The 20,121-nt window shown below is 66.3% G+C and carries 19 protein-coding genes and 1 pseudogene; 18 read left to right on the top strand and 2 right to left on the bottom strand.

Annotation, left to right across the window (positions count from 1 at the left end; all coding sequences use genetic code 11):
- Positions 1 to 192: 192 nt before the first annotated feature.
- The 15 genes from HD594_RS00310 to HD594_RS00240 all read left to right on the top strand — a co-directional run bounded on the left by HD594_RS00310 (position 193) and on the right by HD594_RS00240 (position 14,034).
- On the top strand, positions 193 to 855 hold the full coding sequence (locus HD594_RS00310; RefSeq protein ID WP_184749039.1) for a hypothetical protein: 663 nt from the start codon (positions 193 to 195) through the stop codon (positions 853 to 855).
- On the top strand, positions 852 to 1,424 hold the full coding sequence (locus HD594_RS00305) for an RNA polymerase sigma factor (protein WP_271171231.1): 573 nt from the start codon (positions 852 to 854) through the stop codon (positions 1,422 to 1,424). Before HD594_RS00310 ends, HD594_RS00305 begins: the two co-directional genes overlap by 4 nt.
- 336 nt (positions 1,425 to 1,760) lie before the next feature.
- A complete protein-coding gene (locus HD594_RS00300; protein WP_184749038.1) occupies positions 1,761 to 2,084 on the top strand; it encodes a nucleotidyltransferase family protein in 324 nt (107 codons plus the stop codon).
- A 126-nt stretch (positions 2,085 to 2,210) separates the two neighbouring features.
- Positions 2,211 to 2,942, top strand: coding sequence for a hypothetical protein (locus HD594_RS00295; protein ID WP_184749037.1), 732 nt, complete (start codon positions 2,211 to 2,213; stop codon positions 2,940 to 2,942).
- A gap of 166 nt (positions 2,943 to 3,108) precedes the next feature.
- Positions 3,109 to 3,303, top strand: coding sequence for a hypothetical protein (locus HD594_RS00290; protein WP_184749036.1), 195 nt, complete (start codon positions 3,109 to 3,111; stop codon positions 3,301 to 3,303).
- A 188-nt stretch (positions 3,304 to 3,491) separates the two neighbouring features.
- The gene (locus tag HD594_RS00285) at positions 3,492 to 4,013 is read left to right on the top strand and encodes a DUF1877 family protein (RefSeq protein WP_184749035.1); all 522 of its coding nucleotides are present in this window, start codon (positions 3,492 to 3,494) and stop codon (positions 4,011 to 4,013) included.
- A gap of 65 nt (positions 4,014 to 4,078) precedes the next feature.
- On the top strand, positions 4,079 to 5,530 hold the full coding sequence (locus HD594_RS00280; protein WP_184749034.1) for a DUF3375 domain-containing protein: 1,452 nt from the start codon (positions 4,079 to 4,081) through the stop codon (positions 5,528 to 5,530).
- On the top strand, positions 5,527 to 6,186 hold the full coding sequence (locus HD594_RS00275) for a DUF4194 domain-containing protein (RefSeq protein ID WP_184749033.1): 660 nt from the start codon (positions 5,527 to 5,529) through the stop codon (positions 6,184 to 6,186). The genes HD594_RS00280 and HD594_RS00275 overlap by 4 nt, the downstream gene beginning before the upstream one ends.
- Complete coding sequence (locus HD594_RS00270; RefSeq protein WP_184749032.1) at positions 6,183 to 9,536, top strand: ATP-binding protein; 3,354 nt, start codon at positions 6,183 to 6,185, stop codon at positions 9,534 to 9,536. Before HD594_RS00275 ends, HD594_RS00270 begins: the two co-directional genes overlap by 4 nt.
- Positions 9,533 to 10,666: a DUF3322 domain-containing protein gene (locus HD594_RS00265; protein WP_184749031.1), complete on the top strand. Its 1,134-nt coding sequence runs from the start codon at positions 9,533 to 9,535 to the stop codon at positions 10,664 to 10,666. Before HD594_RS00270 ends, HD594_RS00265 begins: the two co-directional genes overlap by 4 nt.
- Before the next feature lie 163 nt (positions 10,667 to 10,829).
- On the top strand, positions 10,830 to 11,309 hold the full coding sequence (locus tag HD594_RS00260; RefSeq protein ID WP_221446516.1) for a helix-turn-helix domain-containing protein: 480 nt from the start codon (positions 10,830 to 10,832) through the stop codon (positions 11,307 to 11,309).
- Between the two features lie 12 nt (positions 11,310 to 11,321).
- Complete coding sequence (locus HD594_RS00255) at positions 11,322 to 11,906, top strand: PIN domain-containing protein (RefSeq protein WP_184749029.1); 585 nt, start codon at positions 11,322 to 11,324, stop codon at positions 11,904 to 11,906.
- Between the two features lie 469 nt (positions 11,907 to 12,375).
- Complete coding sequence (locus HD594_RS00250) at positions 12,376 to 13,218, top strand: hypothetical protein (RefSeq protein ID WP_184749028.1); 843 nt, start codon at positions 12,376 to 12,378, stop codon at positions 13,216 to 13,218.
- Positions 13,219 to 13,378: 160 nt separating this feature from the next.
- Positions 13,379 to 13,702: a nucleotidyltransferase family protein gene (locus tag HD594_RS00245; RefSeq protein ID WP_184749027.1), complete on the top strand. Its 324-nt coding sequence runs from the start codon at positions 13,379 to 13,381 to the stop codon at positions 13,700 to 13,702.
- Positions 13,703 to 13,764: 62 nt separating this feature from the next.
- Entirely contained in the window at positions 13,765 to 14,034 is a 270-nt protein-coding gene (locus HD594_RS00240; RefSeq protein WP_221446515.1) for a HepT-like ribonuclease domain-containing protein, read from the top strand.
- Between the two features lie 281 nt (positions 14,035 to 14,315).
- On the opposite strand, the pseudogene HD594_RS00235 reads toward HD594_RS00240, so the two are convergent.
- Positions 14,316 to 15,103, bottom strand: a pseudogene (locus tag HD594_RS00235) (SDR family NAD(P)-dependent oxidoreductase).
- Between the two features lie 178 nt (positions 15,104 to 15,281).
- On the opposite strand from HD594_RS00235, the gene HD594_RS00230 reads away from it, so the two are divergent.
- The 3 genes from HD594_RS00230 (at position 15,282) to HD594_RS17230 (ending at position 18,877) form a co-directional block, all read left to right on the top strand.
- Positions 15,282 to 16,421 carry a carbohydrate-binding domain-containing protein gene (locus HD594_RS00230; RefSeq protein ID WP_184749026.1) on the top strand — a complete coding sequence of 380 codons (1,140 nt, stop codon included), beginning with the start codon at positions 15,282 to 15,284 and terminating at the stop codon, positions 16,419 to 16,421.
- Positions 16,422 to 16,513: 92 nt separating this feature from the next.
- A complete protein-coding gene (locus HD594_RS00225) occupies positions 16,514 to 17,485 on the top strand; it encodes an IS481 family transposase (RefSeq protein ID WP_184749025.1) in 972 nt (323 codons plus the stop codon).
- Between the two features lie 345 nt (positions 17,486 to 17,830).
- Positions 17,831 to 18,877 (top strand): DUF2510 domain-containing protein, encoded by a 1,047-nt coding sequence (locus HD594_RS17230; protein WP_246413779.1) that lies wholly within the window; start codon positions 17,831 to 17,833, stop codon positions 18,875 to 18,877.
- On the opposite strand, the gene HD594_RS00210 is transcribed toward HD594_RS17230, so the two are convergent.
- Positions 18,874 to 20,076, bottom strand: coding sequence for a TM2 domain-containing protein (locus HD594_RS00210; protein WP_271171252.1), 1,203 nt, complete (start codon positions 20,074 to 20,076; stop codon positions 18,874 to 18,876). The two genes, HD594_RS17230 and HD594_RS00210, sit on opposite strands and share 4 nt — an antisense overlap.
- Between the last annotated feature and the right edge of the window lie 45 nt (positions 20,077 to 20,121).

Raw genomic sequence — 20,121 nt, 5'->3', positions numbered from 1 at the left:
GTGTATCAGGGGTTTTTTCGCGCATGTGCGGGCGTGTGGGAAGAATCTGGGAAGACTCGGTGCGGAGCTGGCGGATTTCGGACATGCTCTCGAGCGGAATTATTCGGGTCCGCGTGGACGAGACGTGTGCCACACGGCATGTGCTCTATGAACTCACCGACCACGCGGTGACACGATCATGAGAGGGTGCGCATGGACGAGCTGGACGAGAGACTGCGGAGGGCCCGCGCGGGCGTCGACGACCCCGCGGTGGCCGCGGCGCTGCACGCGCTGGTCGAAGATCGCACGCACACCGCTCCGCGACATCGCCGAGTCCTCGGCCCCGCGATCGGCATCGGCGCAGCGCTCGTGCTCGTCAGTGGCGGGACGGTGGCCGCGACCGAGGGGATCCTTTGGAACATCACGGACCCCGACCTGGTCATCTCCCGCTCCTGGACCGATGTCGAAGGCACCTTCCTGGGGACATGCGAAACGCGGGTGAAGGCCGATCAGTTCCCCACGCAGGAGATCCAGGATGCCGCACGCGACTATCTGGCGGCATTGGATATCGAGCACATGGCTCCGAACACCGAAGTCCTCGCCGGAGGCCTCAACAGCGTGGGGAGACTCGATGATCTGCCTCGGCTCGTTGCGGGCGCGAATCCGAACGACTGGGATGTCACGCACGTCGGGGACCTCATCACCGACCCCCTCTACACCGATGCATGGTTGATGCAGGACGCACTGGCGGCGGACGCCATGCAGGGCATGGGCGAAGCATTGCTGGAGCGCTGGCCCGACGAACTCCGCGATGGCGTCGGCGCCAGCGGTGAGACCCACTGTTCGACCGATCCGATCGAAGCGCCGGCACCGTGACGCGCACGTCCGCCCCCGATGCCGCAGTGCGCGCCGCGCTCACCGAGAACTCGCCTCGCATCCTCGCGTACTTCCTCCATCGTGTCCCCTCCCGTGAGGATGCCGCCGACCTCACGAACGAGACACTCCTGCAGGCCTGGAAGTCCCGCCGGAGGATGCCGACTGCCCCCGATGAGGCGCGCCTCTGGCTGTATGGCGTGGCGCGCAACATCCAGCGGCACCACTGGCGCGGCATCCGCACCCGCGATGAGTTGACGAAGCGATTGGCCGAGACCCTCGACGATCCGCTGACTCCAGGGGCGGATGCCGGACTCGACGTCCGCCGCGCGGTCGACGCTCTCCCCACGGCGCAGGCGGAGCTCATCCGATTGGTGCACTGGGATGACCTCACGCTCGAGGACGCGGCACAGCTCCTGCGGATACCGTCCTCGACGGCACGGAGCCGATATGCGCGGGCGAAGGTCCTGCTGCGCGAGGCGTTGTGTGACCCGCCCGCGGCGCGATCTGCCGGCACTGAGTCAGTGTGGCCGCCCGTCGCCGCGGCGCGCGCACAGGGACTGGGCGCCTAGCATCTTGTCCCGTTGCGCTGCGCAGGTCCGCCACGGCGCGCTTCCGGCGATGGGTGGGGCGGAGCGCTGCTGCCACTGGACGTGACGCGGGACGCCTCGGTGGCCGGAGAAAGGGTGTGGATAGGGGGCCACGACGCGGTCGTGGCCCCCTACGGGAAGCACCGATCCGCTGGGCGCCCGGTGCGTGTGTGATCCAGTATCTCGGATGTCGCGGCGTCGAAGAGCCCCGGCGATGTGCCGAGGGTTTGTCCGCGTATGAAAGAGGCACCTTGTCAAGCTTGAGGTGGCGTCAAGACTGCCTGTCACGCGGTACATATGCGCCGCTACCCTGGGGGCATGAGCGGGAGCAGCTTGTCGAGCGTCGCGTTGCGCGAGGTGCTCGACGCGCGCCGCACGGAGCTCAACCTGTTGCTCGTCAAGTACGGGGCACGGAACCCGCGGCTGTTCGGTTCGGTCGCGCGTGGGGATGCTGTAGAGGGCAGCGACATCGACATCCTGGTCGAGATGGATCCTGCCGACGGGAACATCCTGATGCGCGCGAGCGGGCTGATGGAGGAGACCCGTGCACTGTACGGGCGCGGCGACATCGACATCTTCCCGGTGCAGCTGCTGAAGCGTTCGGTCTCGGAGGCTGCGCTCCTCGAGGCGTTGGCCTTGTGAGTCGAGCCCTTGGGGCTGCGCGCCGCGGAAAGTGAAGAACCCCCGGCGATTCGCCGAGGGTTTCTCCATGTATGAGACGAGGGACCTTGTCCTCGTATTGGTCCCAGGTTACTTCAGTATGGAGACATGCCGCAATCGGAGACCACTGCGCTGATCGCCACCAGCTTGCACGTGTCGCGCTTCGGAACGTACGCGACAGCTGCCGGCGGTGACATGGATCTCGCGCTGCGCCTGTACTTGTGGAACGTGCAGCTCGCGGGCGCGTTCCACTCGAGCCTGGGTCTGCTCGAGGTGATCCTCCGCAACGCCATCGATGCCGAGTTGCGCACCTGGAACGCTGCGCAGCCCAAGGCCGACGGTGGGACCCATGCGCCCGAGTGGCTGATCGATCCGGCGCGGCCGTTGAACTCGATGACAGCGAACGCCCGCCGGACCGCGGAGGCGAACGCCGTTCGCGCTCGCGCGGCCCGCCCGCGCAGCCACCCCCGCAAGACGGCGCCGATCACGCACGATGACATCCTCGCCCAGCTCACCTTCGGGGTCTTCGTCAGGCTCCTCCCGGCTCCTGACGCGACGGACAAGCACAGCCGCGCCCGCGAGGTGCTCTGGAGTCAGGCGCTCGTCAACGCGTTCCCGGGGTCGCGTGACGACCCCGACGGGCTGGTTGTTGCTGATCGCGCCGCCCGGCTCCATGCGCTGCGAAACCGGGTCGCTCACATGGAGCCTCTACTCGCGGTCAACGCTACCGCCCGTCACCGTGACGCGGTGAGACTGGTCGGCGCCATCAACCCTGCCCTGCAGGGCTGGTTCGCCGGCGTCTCTACCGTCCGGGAAGTCGCTCGCGCACGGCCCGTCTGAACGGCCGGCAGCGTGATCGACGCGGGTGGTAGCCTGACCGCAGATCCCCGAGATCACTCGCCCGAACGGCTCTGCCGCGTGGGAAGCGTCTGGGAAGAATCGACCGCAAACGAGCGTCACTGAGCACATTATAGAAAGCAGTGATTCCGCGGAATCATGCGGAAGCGTGGCCGACGAAATGTCGGAAATGTCGAACCTTCAGAGTTCAAATCCCTCCGTCTCCGCAGAAAAACCCCAGATCAAAGGCTTTTCATTTCACGTCTGCCACGAAATCCGCCATTTCTGCCACGTTTGCGAAGCGTTCGGCGCTGAGCGATCCGCTCGTGTTCGCGATCGCCCGCTCATCAACCTGCTCGTTTGAAGTCATCGTGGGGTGAAGATTCCGCGTGTCCGCCAGGGAGGGCGGGAGCGCGTATCCCTGGGTCTCCAGGGGCCTGCGAACTCCTCCACTGCGACCTCCGTTCCTCCACAACGGCGGATTCGGGCGCGCCGTCCCCAGCCCGTCGGATGTCGCGATCAGAGCGACGTCCTCGTCGGGATGCTGGCCGCATGGGAATCCGATACTACGCATATGCCTTCGATGCCGACCTTGCTCAGCAGGCGGTCGATGACCCGCACAGCCTCCTCTCCAGCGATCCGCTCGCTGACGCGTGGGGCCTGGAGCCGCACGCGAGCGTGAGTATCGCGACGTTCGAGCAGATCTCGCCGAAGCGCGACATGCTCTATCTCGACAAGGCATGGTCCGCCCTGCAGTCCCTCACGTGTCCGACGACCGATGTTCCCGACGCCGGCTCCTGCTACCGGATGTTCGAGGGGAACGTGACGATGCACGACATGGGTTGGGACCCGTGGGTGAGGACGATCCTTCCGGAGGAGGTGCCGGCGATTCGGGATGGTCTCTGTGCGATCGACGAGGACCAGGTGCGATCGTGGGCGCGCACTTGGCGCAGCCGGCATGGCGCCGACGATGATGACGAGCTTCGCTACGTCCTCGACTACCTCACGCGGGCACAGGAGTTCGTCGAGGCGCTCGCGACAGACGGTCGCGGGATGGTCTACCTCATCGGGTGACTCAGTCCGAGCTATCCGCCGCCGCTGCGTCAACGGATGTCGGTGTGTTCCTTCAGAATGGACGCGTGCCCGCCGTCGCCCAGGTTCTCGAGCTCGCCCAGCTTGCGGAGCGCGATGCGGCGTGGAAGCTGCTTCGAGCCGACAGTGCACCCGTGGTCGCCGGTCTTCTCGGCACCCACCTGGGCGGAGACGAGCGCCGAGTCGACGCTGAGGAGCTGTACGAGCGGATCGATGCCGACCTCGAGAGGCTCCGCGCTCAGGGGCTGATCTTGCCGCTGACTGCGAAGGGGTACTGCGGCGAGTGGCGAACGGCCGGTTTCCTGGTGCGTCGGCCGTCATCGGAAGCGCGGGGTGAGACGCTCGAGCTCTCGCCGGACGCGATCGCCGGCATCCGATTCCTGCAGGGTCGCGCCGCCCCGCGTTCGAGTGTGACCGAGTCTCGGCTTGCCAGCCTCGCCGCGCAAGTCCGCCGCCTCGCGATCGACACCGATCCTGACGTGTCAGCGCGCATAGCGCTGCTCGAGGAAGAGATCGACGCGATCGAGCGGCGGATCGAGAGCCTGCGTTCCGGTGACGAGACCGCGATCGATGAAGACCGCGCGATCGAACGCGTTCGTGATGTGCTGGCGCAGGCGGCGGACGTGCCGGACGACTTCGCTCGAGTGCGTGCCGAGTTCGAGACGCTGAATGCGTCGCTGAGGGCGAAGATCGTGGAATCCGATGTCTCGCAGGCGTCGGTCGTCGACGAAGTCTTCCGCGGTATCGACCACATCTCCGACTCGGACGCAGGCCGCAGCTTCGCTGCCTTTTCACAGCTCGTGCTCGACCCTGCACTCGGCGCCGCGTTCGAGGGCGACATCCGCCGCATCCTCGACCGCGGATTCGCTCGTGACCTCACATCGGATGAGCGCCGGGCACTGCGCTCCTTCCTCACCACCCTCAAGGGACGAAGCGCGGAGATCCACGACGTCATCACATTGTTCGCCCGGGCGCTCCGTCGCTACGTGCAGTCGCAGGACTACCAGCGCGACCGGGTGCTGAGAACTCTTCTGCGGGAGGCTCAGCACGCGGGGGTGGAAGCCGCCGCACACACGCGTCCGTGGTATCCGACGTCTCTCACGCTGGATCTCTCGGCCGTCGCGCTGTCGAGCGTCGGGGGGATCGACCTTCACGACCCCGCCGAATTCGCCGCCACCGAAGAGATCGTCACGCAGACGGCATCCCTCGCGAGCCTCGAGGAGCTGCGGGCGATCGCTCGCGAGACCGAGATCGACTTCGACGAACTCACCCGGAACGTCAACGACCTGCTCGCCGAGGTGCCCTCGTGCACCGTCGCAGATGTCCTTGCTCGATACCCCGCGACGCAGGGGGTCGGCAGCGTGATCGGACTTCTCTCGATCGCTGCCGAGCAGGGCACCGTTGACGATGAGCCCGAGGTCCTCGCTTGGCAGGGCGCCGACGGAGTTGCGCGTGCGGCGATTGTGGCCGCGCACCGATTCACAGGAGCGGTGGCATGACCGAACCGACCACAGCGGATGTCGCCCCCGACGAGCGCACAGGCCTCTGGCGCGGCGACGCCGGCGAACTCCCCGATCGCACGCGGCGGGTCTTGCTGCGTCTGGTGCGCGGCCCGTATCTCTCCGGAGTCCGCGAGGCACAGCTGTGGGCGGTGCTGCTCGCCGACGAGACTGTCATCCGCTCGCGGCTCGCCGACCTGTTTCTCGAACTGGTCATCGATCGCGACAACGAGTTCGCCTTCGTCCGCAACGCTCCCTCCGACGAAGCCCCGAAGGCGGTGCGATCTGAAGCCTTGACATTCCTCGACACCGCAATGCTGCTCGTCTTGCGCCAGACATTGCTGAGCGAGGAGGGCCGCGGGCGGGTGATCGTCGGGCAGACCGAGGTGTTCGAGCAGCTCGCCGTGTTCCGCACCCCGGATCGCGATGAGAAGGACTTCGCGAGCCGCGTCAACTCGTCGTGGAACAAGATGCAGAACAAGCTCCGCGTGCTGCACGCCGTTGGTGACGACCGCGCCGAGATCTCGCCGGTGCTCCGACTGCTCGTCGACGCCGACCAGATCCGCGCGATCACCGCCGAGTACCAGCGAATCGCCCGCGAAGGCCAAGGGGAACTCGCCGCGCCGGCGACGGATGCCGAGGACGACACAGAATGACGATGCTGAGCTTCCCCACCGACGAGCCGGAGGTCAATCCGACCGGGCCCGGCCAGTGGCGCCTTGCCCAGATCGAACTCGTCAACTGGGGCACGTTTGCCGGCCACGTCGCCGTGGACGTCGCGCGTGTCGGCCACCTGTTCACCGGCGCATCCGGATCGGGCAAGTCGTCGCTACTCGACGCGATCGCCGCCGTCCTCACCCCCGATAGGTGGTTGCGCCTCAACGCGGCAGCTCAGGACGGCGCTTCCCGGCAGAGCGATCGGACGCTGATGAGCTACGTGCGTGGGGCATGGAGCAAGGAAGCTGACGAGACTGCCGATCGGGCCACCACGACCTACCTGCGCTCGAAGGCAACCTGGAGCGGCATCCTGTTGCGCTACGAGAACCTTCGCGACGAACCAGTCGTCCTGCTGCGGGTATTCCACGCACCCGGCACGCGCACCGAACCGACCGCGTTGAAGGACGCACGGATCTTCGCCCGCGGTCACGTGGGGCTTCTCGAGGTGAAGCCCCACGTCGAAGGCGGAATCGACGCGCGCCGCATGTCAAAGGCCTTTCCCGACGCGCTGATCACCACCGGCGGGAGGCACGGACGCTTTCACGAGCGCGTCATCCGTCAGTTCGGCTTCCGTGGAGACGCGACACTTCAGCTTCTCCACAAGACTCAATCAGCGAAGAACCTCGGCACCCTCGACGCGTTGTTCCGCGGGTTCATGCTCGACCAGCCGGGAACCTTCGCGCGAGCCGAGACCGCAGTCGATCAATTCACGGAGCTCGATGCCGCCCACAAGCACGTGGTCGACCTGCGGAAGCAGTCTGATGCGCTCCGCAAGGTCGATGAGGCGATCACCGCGTTCGACCTGGCCGTCGCCGCGATGGCGGCGATCTCTGAGCTGCACGAAGCAGTCGAACCCTTCACCGCGGGACTCAAGCTTCGGCTCGCGAAGGAGGCCGCGGCTCCCGCGCGCGCCGTGCTGGCGCGTGCTGAGAGCGAGCTGCGCGACGCCGAGCGAGAGCAGCGGCTGGCGTCCGAGGCGCTGGAGAGCGCGAAGGCGCGTGTTCGGGATGAGGGCGGCGCGCGGGTCGAGCTCTTGCAGGAGCGGATCGAAAGTGCGCAGCACGCCGAGGGCATCGCCGGGCAGTATCGAGCCCAACTGACCGCTGAGTTGGCGCGCATCGGTGCGCCGATGCCCGAGGATCCCGAGCAGTTCGCGGAGCTCCTTGCCGCGGCCGTCACCGAAGCTGCGCGCGACATCCCCGCTGTGTCGTATGAGGTGCGTGACGCCGCGAGTCAGGCGCGCAAGGCGCTGGATGAAGTCACAAGGCAGATTCAGGCGCTGAGAGACCACCGGAGCAACCTCGATGAGAGGCTTCTGAGCGCCCGGCGATTCCTCGCGGACGCCGTCGGTGTGCCGGCATCGACATTCCCCTTTGCAGGCGAGCTGATCTCGGTGGCAGAGCAGCACTCCGCCTGGCGCGGCGCGGTAGAGCGAGTGATGGCCCCGTTTGCGCCGACGCTCCTCGTGCGGGACGAACACCTTGTCGCCGTGCGTCGGGCGGCCGAGTCGCGGACACTCGGTGTCCGGCTCGTCATCGAAGCGGTCCCGCACTCGGTCGAGGAGCCGCGTCGCCCCAAGGATTCCCGCTCGCTTGTTCATCGCCTCGTGGTGAGCGACGGGCCCTTCGCGTCCTATGTCCGAAAGCGCATCGCCACCGAGTTCGATTACGCCTGCGTTTCACACCCCGACGAGCTCGATGGCGTCGACCGTGGCGTCACGATCGGCGGCCTCGTCAAGCGCAACTCACGCAGGTACGAGAAGGACGACCGTCACGATGTCGGCGATGCCACCCGGTGGATGCTCGGCGGTGACACCCAAGCGCGGCTTGAAGCGCTGCTGGACCGTTGCCGCGAAGCGGAACTCGCGAAGGACAAGACCGCTGCCCGCGAGTCGGATGCGGACTCGCTTCATCAGGACGCTGTCACTCGGCGCGACGTCTTCACCCGCGTATCGACATTCACGTGGAACCAGGTGGATCTCGCATCCGCGACGGCGGTCACTGCTGCCCGGCGCGACGAACTCCGGGTGCTCACCAGCGAGTCGGGGACCCTCCGTGAAGCACAGGAGGCCGCGGAGCGAGCGACCCAGCGACTGGACGAAACGAACGCGAAGCACGCACGGGCGCTCGGAGCCCACGCTGTCGCCCACAATCACGTCGAGAGCATCGCGGCGCAGGTCGCCGAACTCGAGGCCACCCCATATGCACCGGTCGAGGAGCGGATCGCCGACGCCCTCGAAGGCCGGTTCCGAGCCGATCGACGCTCCGTGAGTCTGGAGACGGTGGACGAAGTCGCGCGAAAGGTGCAGTCGGCACTCTCGAAGGAGAAGGACGCCGCGGCCAGCCGCGCAGCGGATGCTGAGGCCAGCTTCGCCGGGCGTGCCGCTGAGTTCCGGCTCGAGTGGTCCGCTGCATCCGCCGAGCTGGCTGCTGACATCCGCGACCGCTACGGCTACCGGGAACTGCGGGAGGGCATCCTCGCCCGCGGCCTGCCCGAGAAGGAGACCGAGTTCCGCAAGCTGCTTCGGGAACGATCGCAGGACGTCGTTGCACACTTGCTCAGCGACCTCCGCGACGCCCCGGGTCTCATCCGCGAGCGAATCCTCCCTGTCAACGCATCCCTGGGGCGGTCCCCGTTCGAGGGAGCGGACCGCTTCCTCGAGATCGATGTGAAGACGACGCGCACCCCGGAGGTCGACGAGTTCCTCACCGACCTCCGCCGCATCGTGGAAGGCAACTGGGCCGACGAGTCGGCCGCCGGTGCGGAGCAGCGATTCGCCGTGTTGCAGCGCGTGATCGGTCGACTTGGATCCAAGGACCGCGTCGACATGGACTGGCGCAACCGAGTGCTCGACACGAGGCTGCATGTGAGCTTCCTCGCGCGGGAGAAGGACGTCACTGGGCGGGTCTTGCGGGTGTATGACTCGGCCGAGGGGCTGTCGGGCGGTCAGCGGCAGAAGCTTGTCATCTTCTGTCTCGCCGCGGCGCTGCGATACCAGCTGACCGAAGAGGAGGACGAGGTTCCGCGGTTCGGTTCGATCGTGCTCGACGAGGCGTTCGACAAGGCTGACAGCCGATACACGCGTAACGCGATGGAGGTGTTCCGAGAGTTCGGATTCCACATGATCCTCGCGACACCGCAGAAGCTGCTGCAGACGCTCGAACCGTACGTGGGCGCGATCACGTCGGTGTCGAACCCCGACCGCGACGGGTCACGGCTGGCGAACGTGGTGTTCTCGGTCGATGAACCTGAGGTCGCCGCCCCGCCGCACGCGGAGTCGCGCGCGTGAGCACGCTTGTCACACCGTCTGACCTGCGCGCGCGGGCGAAGAAACTCTTCGACCGAGATGCACGCACTTGGGCCGCCGAGCAGCAGACCGATGTCGTGCTCTACGTTCCGCTACGCCCGCCAACGGAGCGGGAGGCGCTGGACGATCTCGATCGGGTTCGACAGTGGGCCGACGCATGGCGCGGCGTGAGCGAGGATTCGGGTATCGAGCTCGAGTGGGTCGTCCGTCATTGGTCACGCATCGGGTCTCAGGAAGTCCCCGTTCGCGCGGTGCTGCGCGGTTCGGATTCGATTGCTCGAGCGGCGGGCGAGACGGATGGCTGGCGACTTCTGGTGGCGCGACTTGCCGAGTTGAGAGGCCTGGCCGGTTCCGACGCCAGCAGTGTGCTCCGCGCCAATGCCCGCGCGATCGCCGATCTCGATGGCGCCGATTTCGACAGGCTCGTCCATGTGCTGGCCTGGTTGCGCGAGAACCCGGAATCGGGCCACCTGGTGCGGGAACTGCCGATCCGCGGCATCCACACCAAGTGGATCGAATCTCGCCGCGGACTCGTCGAGGCGTTGCATCGGGCGGGAACCGGAGCGCCTGGACTGGGCCTTCGCGAGCCGTCACCGCTCATACGGATCCGTGCTCTCGATCCGTCGCTCTCGTTCCAGGGGCTCTCCGATGTGTCGGCGCCCGTCGACGACCTTGCGGCAAGCACGATCCGACCCGAGCGCGTGTTCGTGTTCGAGAACCTCGCCACCCTGCTCGCGATGCCGGAGGTGCCCCGAGCTGTAGCAGTGCACGGTGGCGGTCACCGCGTCGATCTCGTCGCCCGCCTCCCGTGGGCGCAGACGGTCACCTACTGGGGCGATCTCGATTCGCACGGATTCGCCATTCTCAACCGACTTCGAGCCAGGGGAGTGGACGCAACGTCGGCATTGATGGATATGGATACTCTGTTCGATCACCGTGATCTGTGGGGGATCGATCCGGATCCGAACGTCGGCGTGTTCGAGCTGCTCACGCCTGATGAGCGCGCGACTCTCCAGTCGCTGAGCGCGGAGGGGAACATACGCCTCGAGCAGGAGCGCCTCCCGTGGAGCTACGTGCTCGCACGGCTTGGGGTGTCCTTACGAGGCATCTGATCGTTGCCCCAGCACGCTCCTATTGACCTGTCGGGGACGCGTGCTAACGTAATCGCAACAAACGCAACCTCCTGCGTTTACGTGTATTGAGGTGATTTCCGTGTCTCGCGCTGCCGTTGTTGAAGAGACGTACCTTCCCAGCAGGGGAGTCGAGCTTGCCCCTGTGCTTGACTTCCTCACCGCCCATGAGGCCGCCGGCCGGGCTCTTCCCGAACCAAGGTACTTCCTTGCCGGGGCGCGTCCAGGCGACCAGGTGGAGCTTCCGGAAGAGGTCTACCTCGCACTCCGCAAGATCGTGGACGCAATGCAAAGCGGGCTCGCCGTGTCAGTTGTACCCCAGACAACACGGCTCACCACCCAGCAGGCAGCGGATCTCCTGAACGTGAGCCGCCCGACCATTGTGAAGCTCCTCGACGAGGGTGAGATCCCGTTCGAGAAGGCGGGAACGCACCGACGCGTTCTCCTCGCGGATCTGCTCGAGTACCGAGAGCGCCGGCGGGAGCGTCAGTACGACATGCTCGCCGCCACGCGCGACTCCGTCGACGAAGACAACATCGAGCAGACGCTCGAGGACCTCAAGGCGGCGCGGAAGGCGGTCGCGGCGAGGCGAGGCGAGCCGCCAGGCTCTGACTTCGCAGCCTGACAGGATGGGGTCGTGTTCACGGCGACCCTCGACACCAGCGTGCTGTGGCCGAGCCTGCAACGTGACTTTCTCCTTTCCCTCGCGATCGAGGGCGCGTACCGACCGACCTGGAGTTCGGCGATCCTCGACGAGCTCGAGTTTCACGAGGAGGCCAAGCTCGTGAAACGGGGGATGCCCGTGACCAAGGCTGCTGGCCGTGCAGCGACCCTCATCGCCGCGATGCGCCGCGAGTTCGCCGACGCGGAGGTCGAAGGCTGGGAGCCGTTGGAGGGCACGTTCGGGCTTCCCGATCCCGACGACGAGCATGTGGTCGCTGCGGCCGTCATCGCGGGAGCTGGAGCGATCGTCACGGAGAACCTCAAGGACTTCCCCACAGGCAAGATTCCGCCAGGCATCCAACTGCTCAGCGCCACGGAGTTCGCGAAAAACACCGTCGCACTCAACCCAAGGCACGCGCTCGCCGCGGTGCAGGAGATCGCGAGTCGTTCCGGCCGTTACGGTTCAGCACTCACCGTCGAGGAGATCCTGGACACGTTGCGCGACCGATACGGCATGATCGAAGCCGTTGAGATGATGGTCGAAGCTGCGTCCGCGTAGTCTCCAGATCGCATGACTGAAGGGCGGGTGCAGCCACCTGATTTCGCGCCGAACACCCGCCACGTTTCTGCCACGAATCGAACCCGGCTCACCTGATCGAGGAGCACGTCCGCGACGTCAGAACCCGCGGAATCATGCGGTTTCGGCCCGTCTCGGTTGCGGTCGGCGCGATTTCAAATCCCTCCGTCTCCGCAGAAAGCCCTTTCCGACATTTCTGAGCTTTGCTCCGTCACGCTCGATGACGGAAACTCACGCTGATCTGGCCGTTTGAGATTTCAAAGACGGAGGGATCGCTCTTCCCAATCGTGAGCCCTCCCGCGTGATTCCGCGGTTCTTGCTGTTCCAGCGGCCGTTTGGGAAGAGTTTGGGAAGAGTTGGAGACGGAGGGGTCCGCTCTCTCGGTCCCACTCGTCGTACCGTCGTCGCGACTGGGAGGCGGCGAGCCTCCGTGGGGTCTAGGCTTGTCGTGTTGTGGCTGCGAACGGCGCGCGCCGACCGGTGTCCCGTCGCCGGAGTGCCACGCGCGGGTGGTGTTCACTGCCAGCGCAGAGAGGGCGGAGTGAGCCGGGTCGTCGTGCGTTCTCAGCGCCTGGTCCGGACTGTCTGGATGCCTCTGGGCTTGGCCTACTGGTGTCTGGTGGTTTGGATCGCGGTTGGCATCGCGTTCCAGGTTCCGTGGTGGTTTGCCCCGGTGTTCGCGGCCGTCGGCGGGGCGGCGGTCGTCGCTGCTCTCTGGCTCGCCATCGGAAGCCTCCGGATGCGCATGGTGATGGAAGCCGACAGGTTGGCCGCCTTCGGTTGGCTCTGGCGAGATGACATCTTCGTCGGTCGCGCCAGAATCGCCGGCGTGCAGGTGGTCGACTTCTTCGATCCGCGCCTACATAGCCTTCTTTGGATTCGCGGGAATCCATACCCCGCTCAACTCGAGGTTACGTTGCGTTCTGGTGACACGATCGGCTTGCCTTCGAGCTTTGGTCCTCGCCGACTGCTCCGACGTCAAGCCGAGGAGATCGCCGATTGGGCGGCGTCGGATCATCCCCCAAGCGCTCGCGCCGACGGTGATGTCCACGACGGCTACATCCTGGACACGATGCCGACTTGGGTTGCACGTTCTCGCTGGTACGCTGCCGCGATCGGCATAGGGATCTGCAGCGTTCTCCTCGTCATCGCTGTGGCGGCTCTGCCAGGCGACGGAGTCAGGTGGCTGCCAAGTGCCGTTGCGGGTGCGGCAGGCGGGATCGCAGCGCTTGGGCGCCTTGGTCGGCGAGTGGCTGAGACATCCGGGAGTGTCGAACGCGACCGCCTCCTCTGACAGCAGTCGAGCTGCTCGGGTGCGAAGGACCAGCGAACATCCAAGCATCCCCCACCACCTCCCGATATGGCGCTCAGCATCCCCGGTCGCGGCTCGCCCACTACGCGTTCGCGCCAGGACTGTTGTCACACATGAATGGATGCGCCGCTACCCTGAGTGCATGAGCGGGAGCAGCTTGTCGAGCGTCGCGTTGCGCGAGGTGCTCGACGCGCGCCGCACGGAGCTCGACCTGTTGCTCGTCAAGTATGGGGCGCGGAACCCGCGGCTGTTCGGCTCGGTCGCGCGCGGGGACGCGGTAGAGGGCAGCGATATCGACATCCTGGTCGAGATGGACCCTGCCGACGGGAACCTCCTCATGCGCGCGAGCGGGCTGATGGAGGAGACCCGTGCGCTGTACGGGCGGGACGACATCGACATCTTTCCAGTGCAACTGCTGAAGCGCCCGGTCTCGGAGTCCGCTCTCGTCGATGCGGTGGCCCTGTGACGCGAACCCCGGAGCAGCGGGTCGCGGACATTCTCTAGGCGATCGGTCGATGCAGCCGCTACATGTCCTCGCTCACCAGCCCGGATCCCGATCTGGTGGACATGGCCGAGGATGCTGTAGAACGCAACCTGCAGATCATCGGCGAGGCGGTCGTGCACCTGCCTGCTGAGATCGCCGACGCGCATACGGAGATCCCGTGGATGCAGATCCGCGGCTTCCGCAACATCCTCGTGCACCAGCACTTCGGCGTCGACACCGAAACCGTGCGCGACGTTGTCGAGTCGCATCTGCCGCCGCTCGCGGCCGCGCTCCGAGCTCATCTGAAAGACTGAGCAGGATCGGTAGCCTCGGCAAACGGGCGTCGTGCTCGCGCGGTCAAAGCCTTGACCGACGTGGGAACCGTTTGGGAAGAATCGACCGCAAACGGGCGTCACTGAGCACAGCGTGGAAAGCAGTGATTCCGCGGAATCACGCGGGAGCGTGACCGACGAAATGTCGGAAATGTCGAACCTTCAGAGTTCAAATCCCTCTGTCTCCGCAGAAAAACCCCCGGTAAAACGGGGGTTTTCGCGTGTGGGTCCGAATAGCGGCGCCGCGTGCGGGTAGGTGTCCGTCATGTCCGCTCCGATCGTAGGCCCCGCTCCTCGGCGATCGTGTTGGCGCCGTCCACCACGATGACCTGGCCGGTGATGTACGAGGCCGCCTCCGCAGCGAGAAAGGCGATCGCGTGTGCGACTTCTTGCGGAGTGCCTGGTCGTCCGACAGGCGTAGAACGCCCCATTTCGCGCTCGTGGTCGGAGGCGGACCCCGTGTCGATCCAGCCGGGTGCGACGCGTTGACTGTGATGCCGGCCGCGGCGGTGTCGATCGCGAGCGCGCGCGTGAACCCGACCAGCCCGGCCTTCGCCGCGTGATACGCAACGTCTCCGGGGTACGCCGCGACCGGTCCTGAGACGGAGGAGACGTTCACGATGCGGCCGAACCGCGCCGCGTGCATCTGCGGAAGCACGGCACGGACCATTCGGAACGCTGTGGTGAGGTTCCGGTCCAGGGACGCGCGCCACTGCTCGAGGGAGAGCTCGCCGATGGGCGCCGGGTGGTCGGGGTCGGTGACCGAGGTCATGCCGGCATTGTTCACGAGCACGTGGATATCGCCGAATTCGCGATGGGCGCCCGAGATCACGGCATCCACCCCTTCGGCGCTGGTGAGGTCGGCGACGATGCCGACGGCCGCGATGCCGTCGGCGCGAAGCTGCTCGGCTCGCTCGAAGATGCGGTCCGTCGTGGAGGTGACGACGACGTTTCGTCCAGCTGCCCCCACGAGGCGAGCGCTCGCGAACCCGATCCCGTCAGCGCTTCCGGCGCCGGTGACGAGCACGGTTCGACCATTCGGCCCGGCCATCATGCACCGCCCTCCTCATGTGCGATCGTCCCCCATTCTCCCCGCAATGTTCGGTGCACACGGGCCGCCCACTCCGCGTGGCACAGCTCGGTTGCGGCATAGGAGGCGCATAGGAATCGCATAGAGGCGGATGGTCGAGTGGGAGTCACCCCACGAGAATCCGACCCAAGGACCGACCATGAGACGACTCACCCTCACCGCTGCCGCCCTGCTCACCTCGGCGCTGCTCTTCACCGGCTGCGCCACGACACTCGCGGACTCGAGTGCGGACACCTCTGCAACGCCGTCCAGTTCCGCGTCGGCCTCGACGACCACCGCCGAAACGAGCGCCATCAGCGGCGACATCGACTGGAGCGGGCTGCCGACGACGGAGGTCGAGCTCACCGATGACGGGCTCACCATCACCGAGGCGGGCACCTATGTCCTCAGCGGCTCGACGACGGGTCAGATCGTCGTCGACACCGACGAGGATGTGCGCATCATCCTGGGCGGCGTGACCATCGACAGCGCCGACGGAGCTGCCATCCGGGTCGACAGCGCCGAGACGACCGTGATCGAACTCGCCGATGGCACGACCAACACCGTCTCCGACGCCTCCACCCGCAGCGATGAGGAGATCGACGGCGCCATCTACTCCGCCGACGATCTGATCATCACCGGCACCGGAACGCTCAACGTCACCGCCGAGTTCGCCGACGGGATCGTCGGCAAGGACGACGTGTCGATCGAATCGGGCACGATCACGGTGACGAGTGCAGACGACGGCATCCGCGGCAAGGACTCGCTGACCATCAGCGGCGGCACGATCACGATCGACGCGGCCGGCGACGGCATCAAGTCCAGCAACGACACCGACGCCGGCGAGGGCCAACTCGTCATCTCGGGTGGGGACATCACGATCACCACGGGTGACGACGCGGTCAAGGCCGAGCAGCAAGTGACGATCACGGGAGGCACGATCGACATCGTCTCCTCGGTGGAGGGCATCGAAGCGCCGGTGGTCGTGATCGACGGCGGCGTCATCACCGTCAACGCCTCCGACGACGGCCTCAACGCCGCCGCATCCGCCATCGTGACGAGCGGCTTGAGCATCACGGTCAACGGCGGCGAGATCACCGTCGTGATGGGCTCGGGCGACACCGACGCGTTCGACAGCAACGGCGACCTCACGATCACCGGTGGCACGATCGACGTCACGGCGCAGTCGGCGTTCGACTTCGACGGCACGGGCACCCTCACCGGAGGCACCGTCGTCGTCAACGGCGAGCAGATCACCGCCCTGACCAACCAGATGATGGGCGGAGGCGGTCGCCCCTAGCTGTACTGACCCGGATCGTTGTTGACGTAGGAGAGGCCTCCGGGGTCGAGTTGGAGCTGTCTAGTTCCCCTGCTCGTTCACACGGGCCTCTCGTGTCCCACGGTAATGCCCGGCTGGCGCCTGCCGGCAGGTTGATCCTTGTTCAGCGCATCCAGTCGGGGCGCGCGGTCGCGCACGTAGCGGCGGAGATGGGTGTCTCCCGCACGACCGCGTGGCGGTGGTGGCGCCGATACCGGGAGTACGGACCTACGGGTCTGGTCGACCGTTCCAGCATCGCTCACACCCATCCGCTCCGGACTGCTCCGTGTGCGGAGACGCGGGTGCGGATCATGCGGCACCTCACACGTCGCGGGCCGGTGTTCATCGCCGGCAGGCTCGGCATGCATGCTTCCACGGTCGGACGGGTGCTGCGCCGTCACCGAACCCCGTTGCTGCGGGAGCTGGACCCGGTGACCGGGACGATCATCCGCGCGACCCGCCGGTCCGCTGAGAGGTATGAGCACGACCATCCCGGGTCGCTGATCCACGTCGACGTGAAGAAGCTCGGCCGCATCCCTGAGGGCGGCGGATGGCGGCTCCACGGCCGCGGGGAACGCCCGAACCGCCACCGAGGTCTGGGCTACGACTACGTCCACACCGCGATCGATGACCACTCCCGCGTCGCCTACGCCGAAGTTCATGACGACGAGAAGGGCGCAACCGCGGCGGGATTCCTGGAACGTGCGATCGCGTTCTACGCGACCCTCGGCGTGAGCGTCGAACGGGTCATCAGCGACAACGCGTTCGCCTACCGGCACTCGAACGTGTTCCGAGCCGTGATCGACACCCACGGCATCACACAGAAGTTCATCAAGCCGCACTGCCCCTGGACGAACGGGAAGGTGGAGCGCCTGAACCGCACCCTCGCGACCGAATGGGCGTACTCGCAGCCCTGGACCTCGAACGCCGACCGCACCGCAGCCTTGCCCGCCTGGCTCGACTACTACAACCTAGACAGAACCCACCTCGGCATCAGAGGCATCCCCATCGACCGAGTCAACAACGGTCGAGGTCAGTACACCTAGCGACGTTCTCCCCTCGGGTTCCGAAAGGGTGGGTTCGGCGAAGACCTCCGCGCAGCATGATGCCGGAGGTCTTCGCCTTGCATCGTCTGCTGGACCTGGGCTCGGCGGCCGGGGCGGACGCCAAAGATGGGGGAATGAGGGCGAGGGGCCTCGAGCCGTGTGCTTCCGCTGGTCTTGGCAGCGTGGCGCACAGAAGCTCTCCCTCGGCTTCGTCGAGACTTCACTGGCCACCCGGTTGGCAGGCGGGGCGACGTGGTAGCGGCGACGTGACCGAGAGGTCGGAACGCATGCGTAGAGTGGCGGCATGTTCCTGCCACGTTCGCGCCAGGTCTCGGGTCACTGTTGATGGCCACTGAGAAGAGGTTCAGGGCAGAGATCCCTGACGGGACCCATCTCGACGTTTCGCGGGATACGACGGGAGCGTATCGCGGCACGCTTCGTGACGAAGAGAATCGTCTCGTCGGGCATGTCGAGCTGCACGAGATCGACGACGCGGATGAGTACTCGGCGCTGGACGAGTACGTGGATGACGACGGTGACTCGAATGACGATGAAACCGGTCTCGGGAGCATTCTCGCCGGACTTGCGCTCGTTGGGCTGACGCTTGGGGCGGTCGCGGCTGTCGGAGCTGTCCAAGACAGGAAGGCTCGGCGTCGCGAGGAGGAGGCCCAGACGTCAACAGTGCAGCCGGCGGAGGCCACCGATGCTCCCCCAGGTTGGTATGACGCCGGCGCAGGGCGCCAGCGCTGGTGGGATGGCCAGAAGTGGACCGACCACTTTCAAGCGGACCCACACCACGCTCCTGCGCCCGCCGGCTGGTACGACGATGGTTTCGGTCGTCAGCGTTGGTGGGACGGATTCGAGTGGACAGCGCACTTCCAGACGTCTCAAGCTCTTGTCGCTGCGCCGCCTGTCGCGACGTCCGACAACGCACCGGGGATTGCGCCACGTGATGTCGAGGTTGCGGTCGGTCTGCCGCAGATCACGATGAGTAGCGCCGAGTGGCAGGAGCGGGTCCGCGCGATGCTGCTTGCCAAGGCGATCAGCGAGCAGCAGTGGCGCCTCTTGTCAGCAGCCCGAATCGAGGACGCCGGGAACGAGTTGCTTGCGTGGCAGCAGCAATTGGCTTCCCTGACGCCCCAACAGTTCTCGGATCAGCTCAACATCGCTCTCGATTCCGATCCCGCGCTCGCGGGTGCGTCCTTGCAGCTCGCGCAAGCGGGCTGGTACGACGACGGGTCGGGTCGCGGGGGCCGATGGTGGGACGGCTCGCAGTGGACGGAGCACTACATGGTGCCGGCTCGCGCAACGGCGGGAGTGACTGCGCCGGCGGGTCTGTACGAAGACGGCTCAGGTCGCCAGCGCTGGTGGGACGGGCAGACCTGGGGCTAGCGACGCGGCGGACTCTCGCCGTTGCCCGCGGCTCGGTCGAAATCGCGCTGCCAATCGTCCATAGCCTTCCGAGGTCCGATGAGCCCGTCGATCGCGACCGTGAACACGATGCCCTTGTGAGCGTTCACCTGGCGCACGTTGTCGAGCACCTGCGCATCGACAGCGTCGATCGCCGCCTGCATGTTGCGGATGCGCTGATCCGGTTCGTCCCATAGCCGGGGGTTGGCGAGGACATCCAGCAGGTAGCCGCGGTCGAGCGCACCGACGATCTTGCCGAGCTTGTCCTCGTACTCGAGCTCAGCGCGGGCTCGTTGCGCCCGATCGGCCTTGGCTGCGAGCCGACTGAACAGCTCCCCGGTGTCTGCGCTGAGCGCATCCATCTGCCGGACAATCGTGGCGGCAGCGTCGGTGCCGGAGGCGGCGTGCGCTACGTACATGGTGCGGACCTCCGTGAGCCTCTCGAGCAAGACACGGACGCGTGGAGGGACGGGATCCGAACCGCGCTTCGCTTTCGCCGGCCGTGCGCGAACGCGCCGGCGCAAGTACCAGATCGCTCCTGCCGCGATGATGCCCGCGACGATGATGGCTATCAGCGCCCAGCCGAATGTGGTCGGGCCAGAACTGTCGAAGGACGCGTAGGCCGCTGTGGCGACGAGTCCGAGCGCAAGTGCGCCGCCGTAGACCGCGCCCAGCACGATCCACACCGTCTTCTTGTAGCGGTCGTAGCCGCTCAGTCGCAGACCCGTAGCGTCGTGCTGCCCACCGAACAGCGTGATGAGCAGGTCGATGAGCCACCAGTAGCCGAATCCTCCCAAGGTGAACAGCTTCACGAGGGCCGACTGCGTCTTGCCGAGGTAGAACCGATCGGCGCCGAAGAACCCCAGAAAGTAGGAAAGCAGGAGCGTCACGATGTAGCTCTTGCTGCCCTCAGGGATCGGCTGAGCAGTGACTCCTTGCGATGTTGATGCGTTGCTCGGGGGAGCTTGAGGAGGAGGTGACTGCACGCGTTGCCATGCCTGCGGCGGAGGAGGCTGTCGAACCTGCGGAGGAGGCTGTTGCCCGTGCGGTCGAGGAGGCTCGCGGAACTGAGGCGGCGGTGGCTGTGGGACGCGTGGAGGCGGGAAGTCCGAGGACAAGACGACCTCCCCTTCTTCGAGAATGTGGCGCGTTCGGGCAATTCTGCCAGCGGTCGCCCACATCGTCAGGATCGCTATGCGCGACGCGGGAATCCCCGGTGGACCCAG

Origin of the sequence: Microbacterium thalassium (genome assembly GCF_014208045.1) — a bacterium.
Taxonomy (GTDB): Bacteria; Actinomycetota; Actinomycetes; order Actinomycetales; family Microbacteriaceae; genus Microbacterium; species Microbacterium thalassium.
The sequence above is the reverse complement of the archived record's forward strand: the minus strand, read 5'-3'. Positions and strand labels throughout refer to the sequence as shown.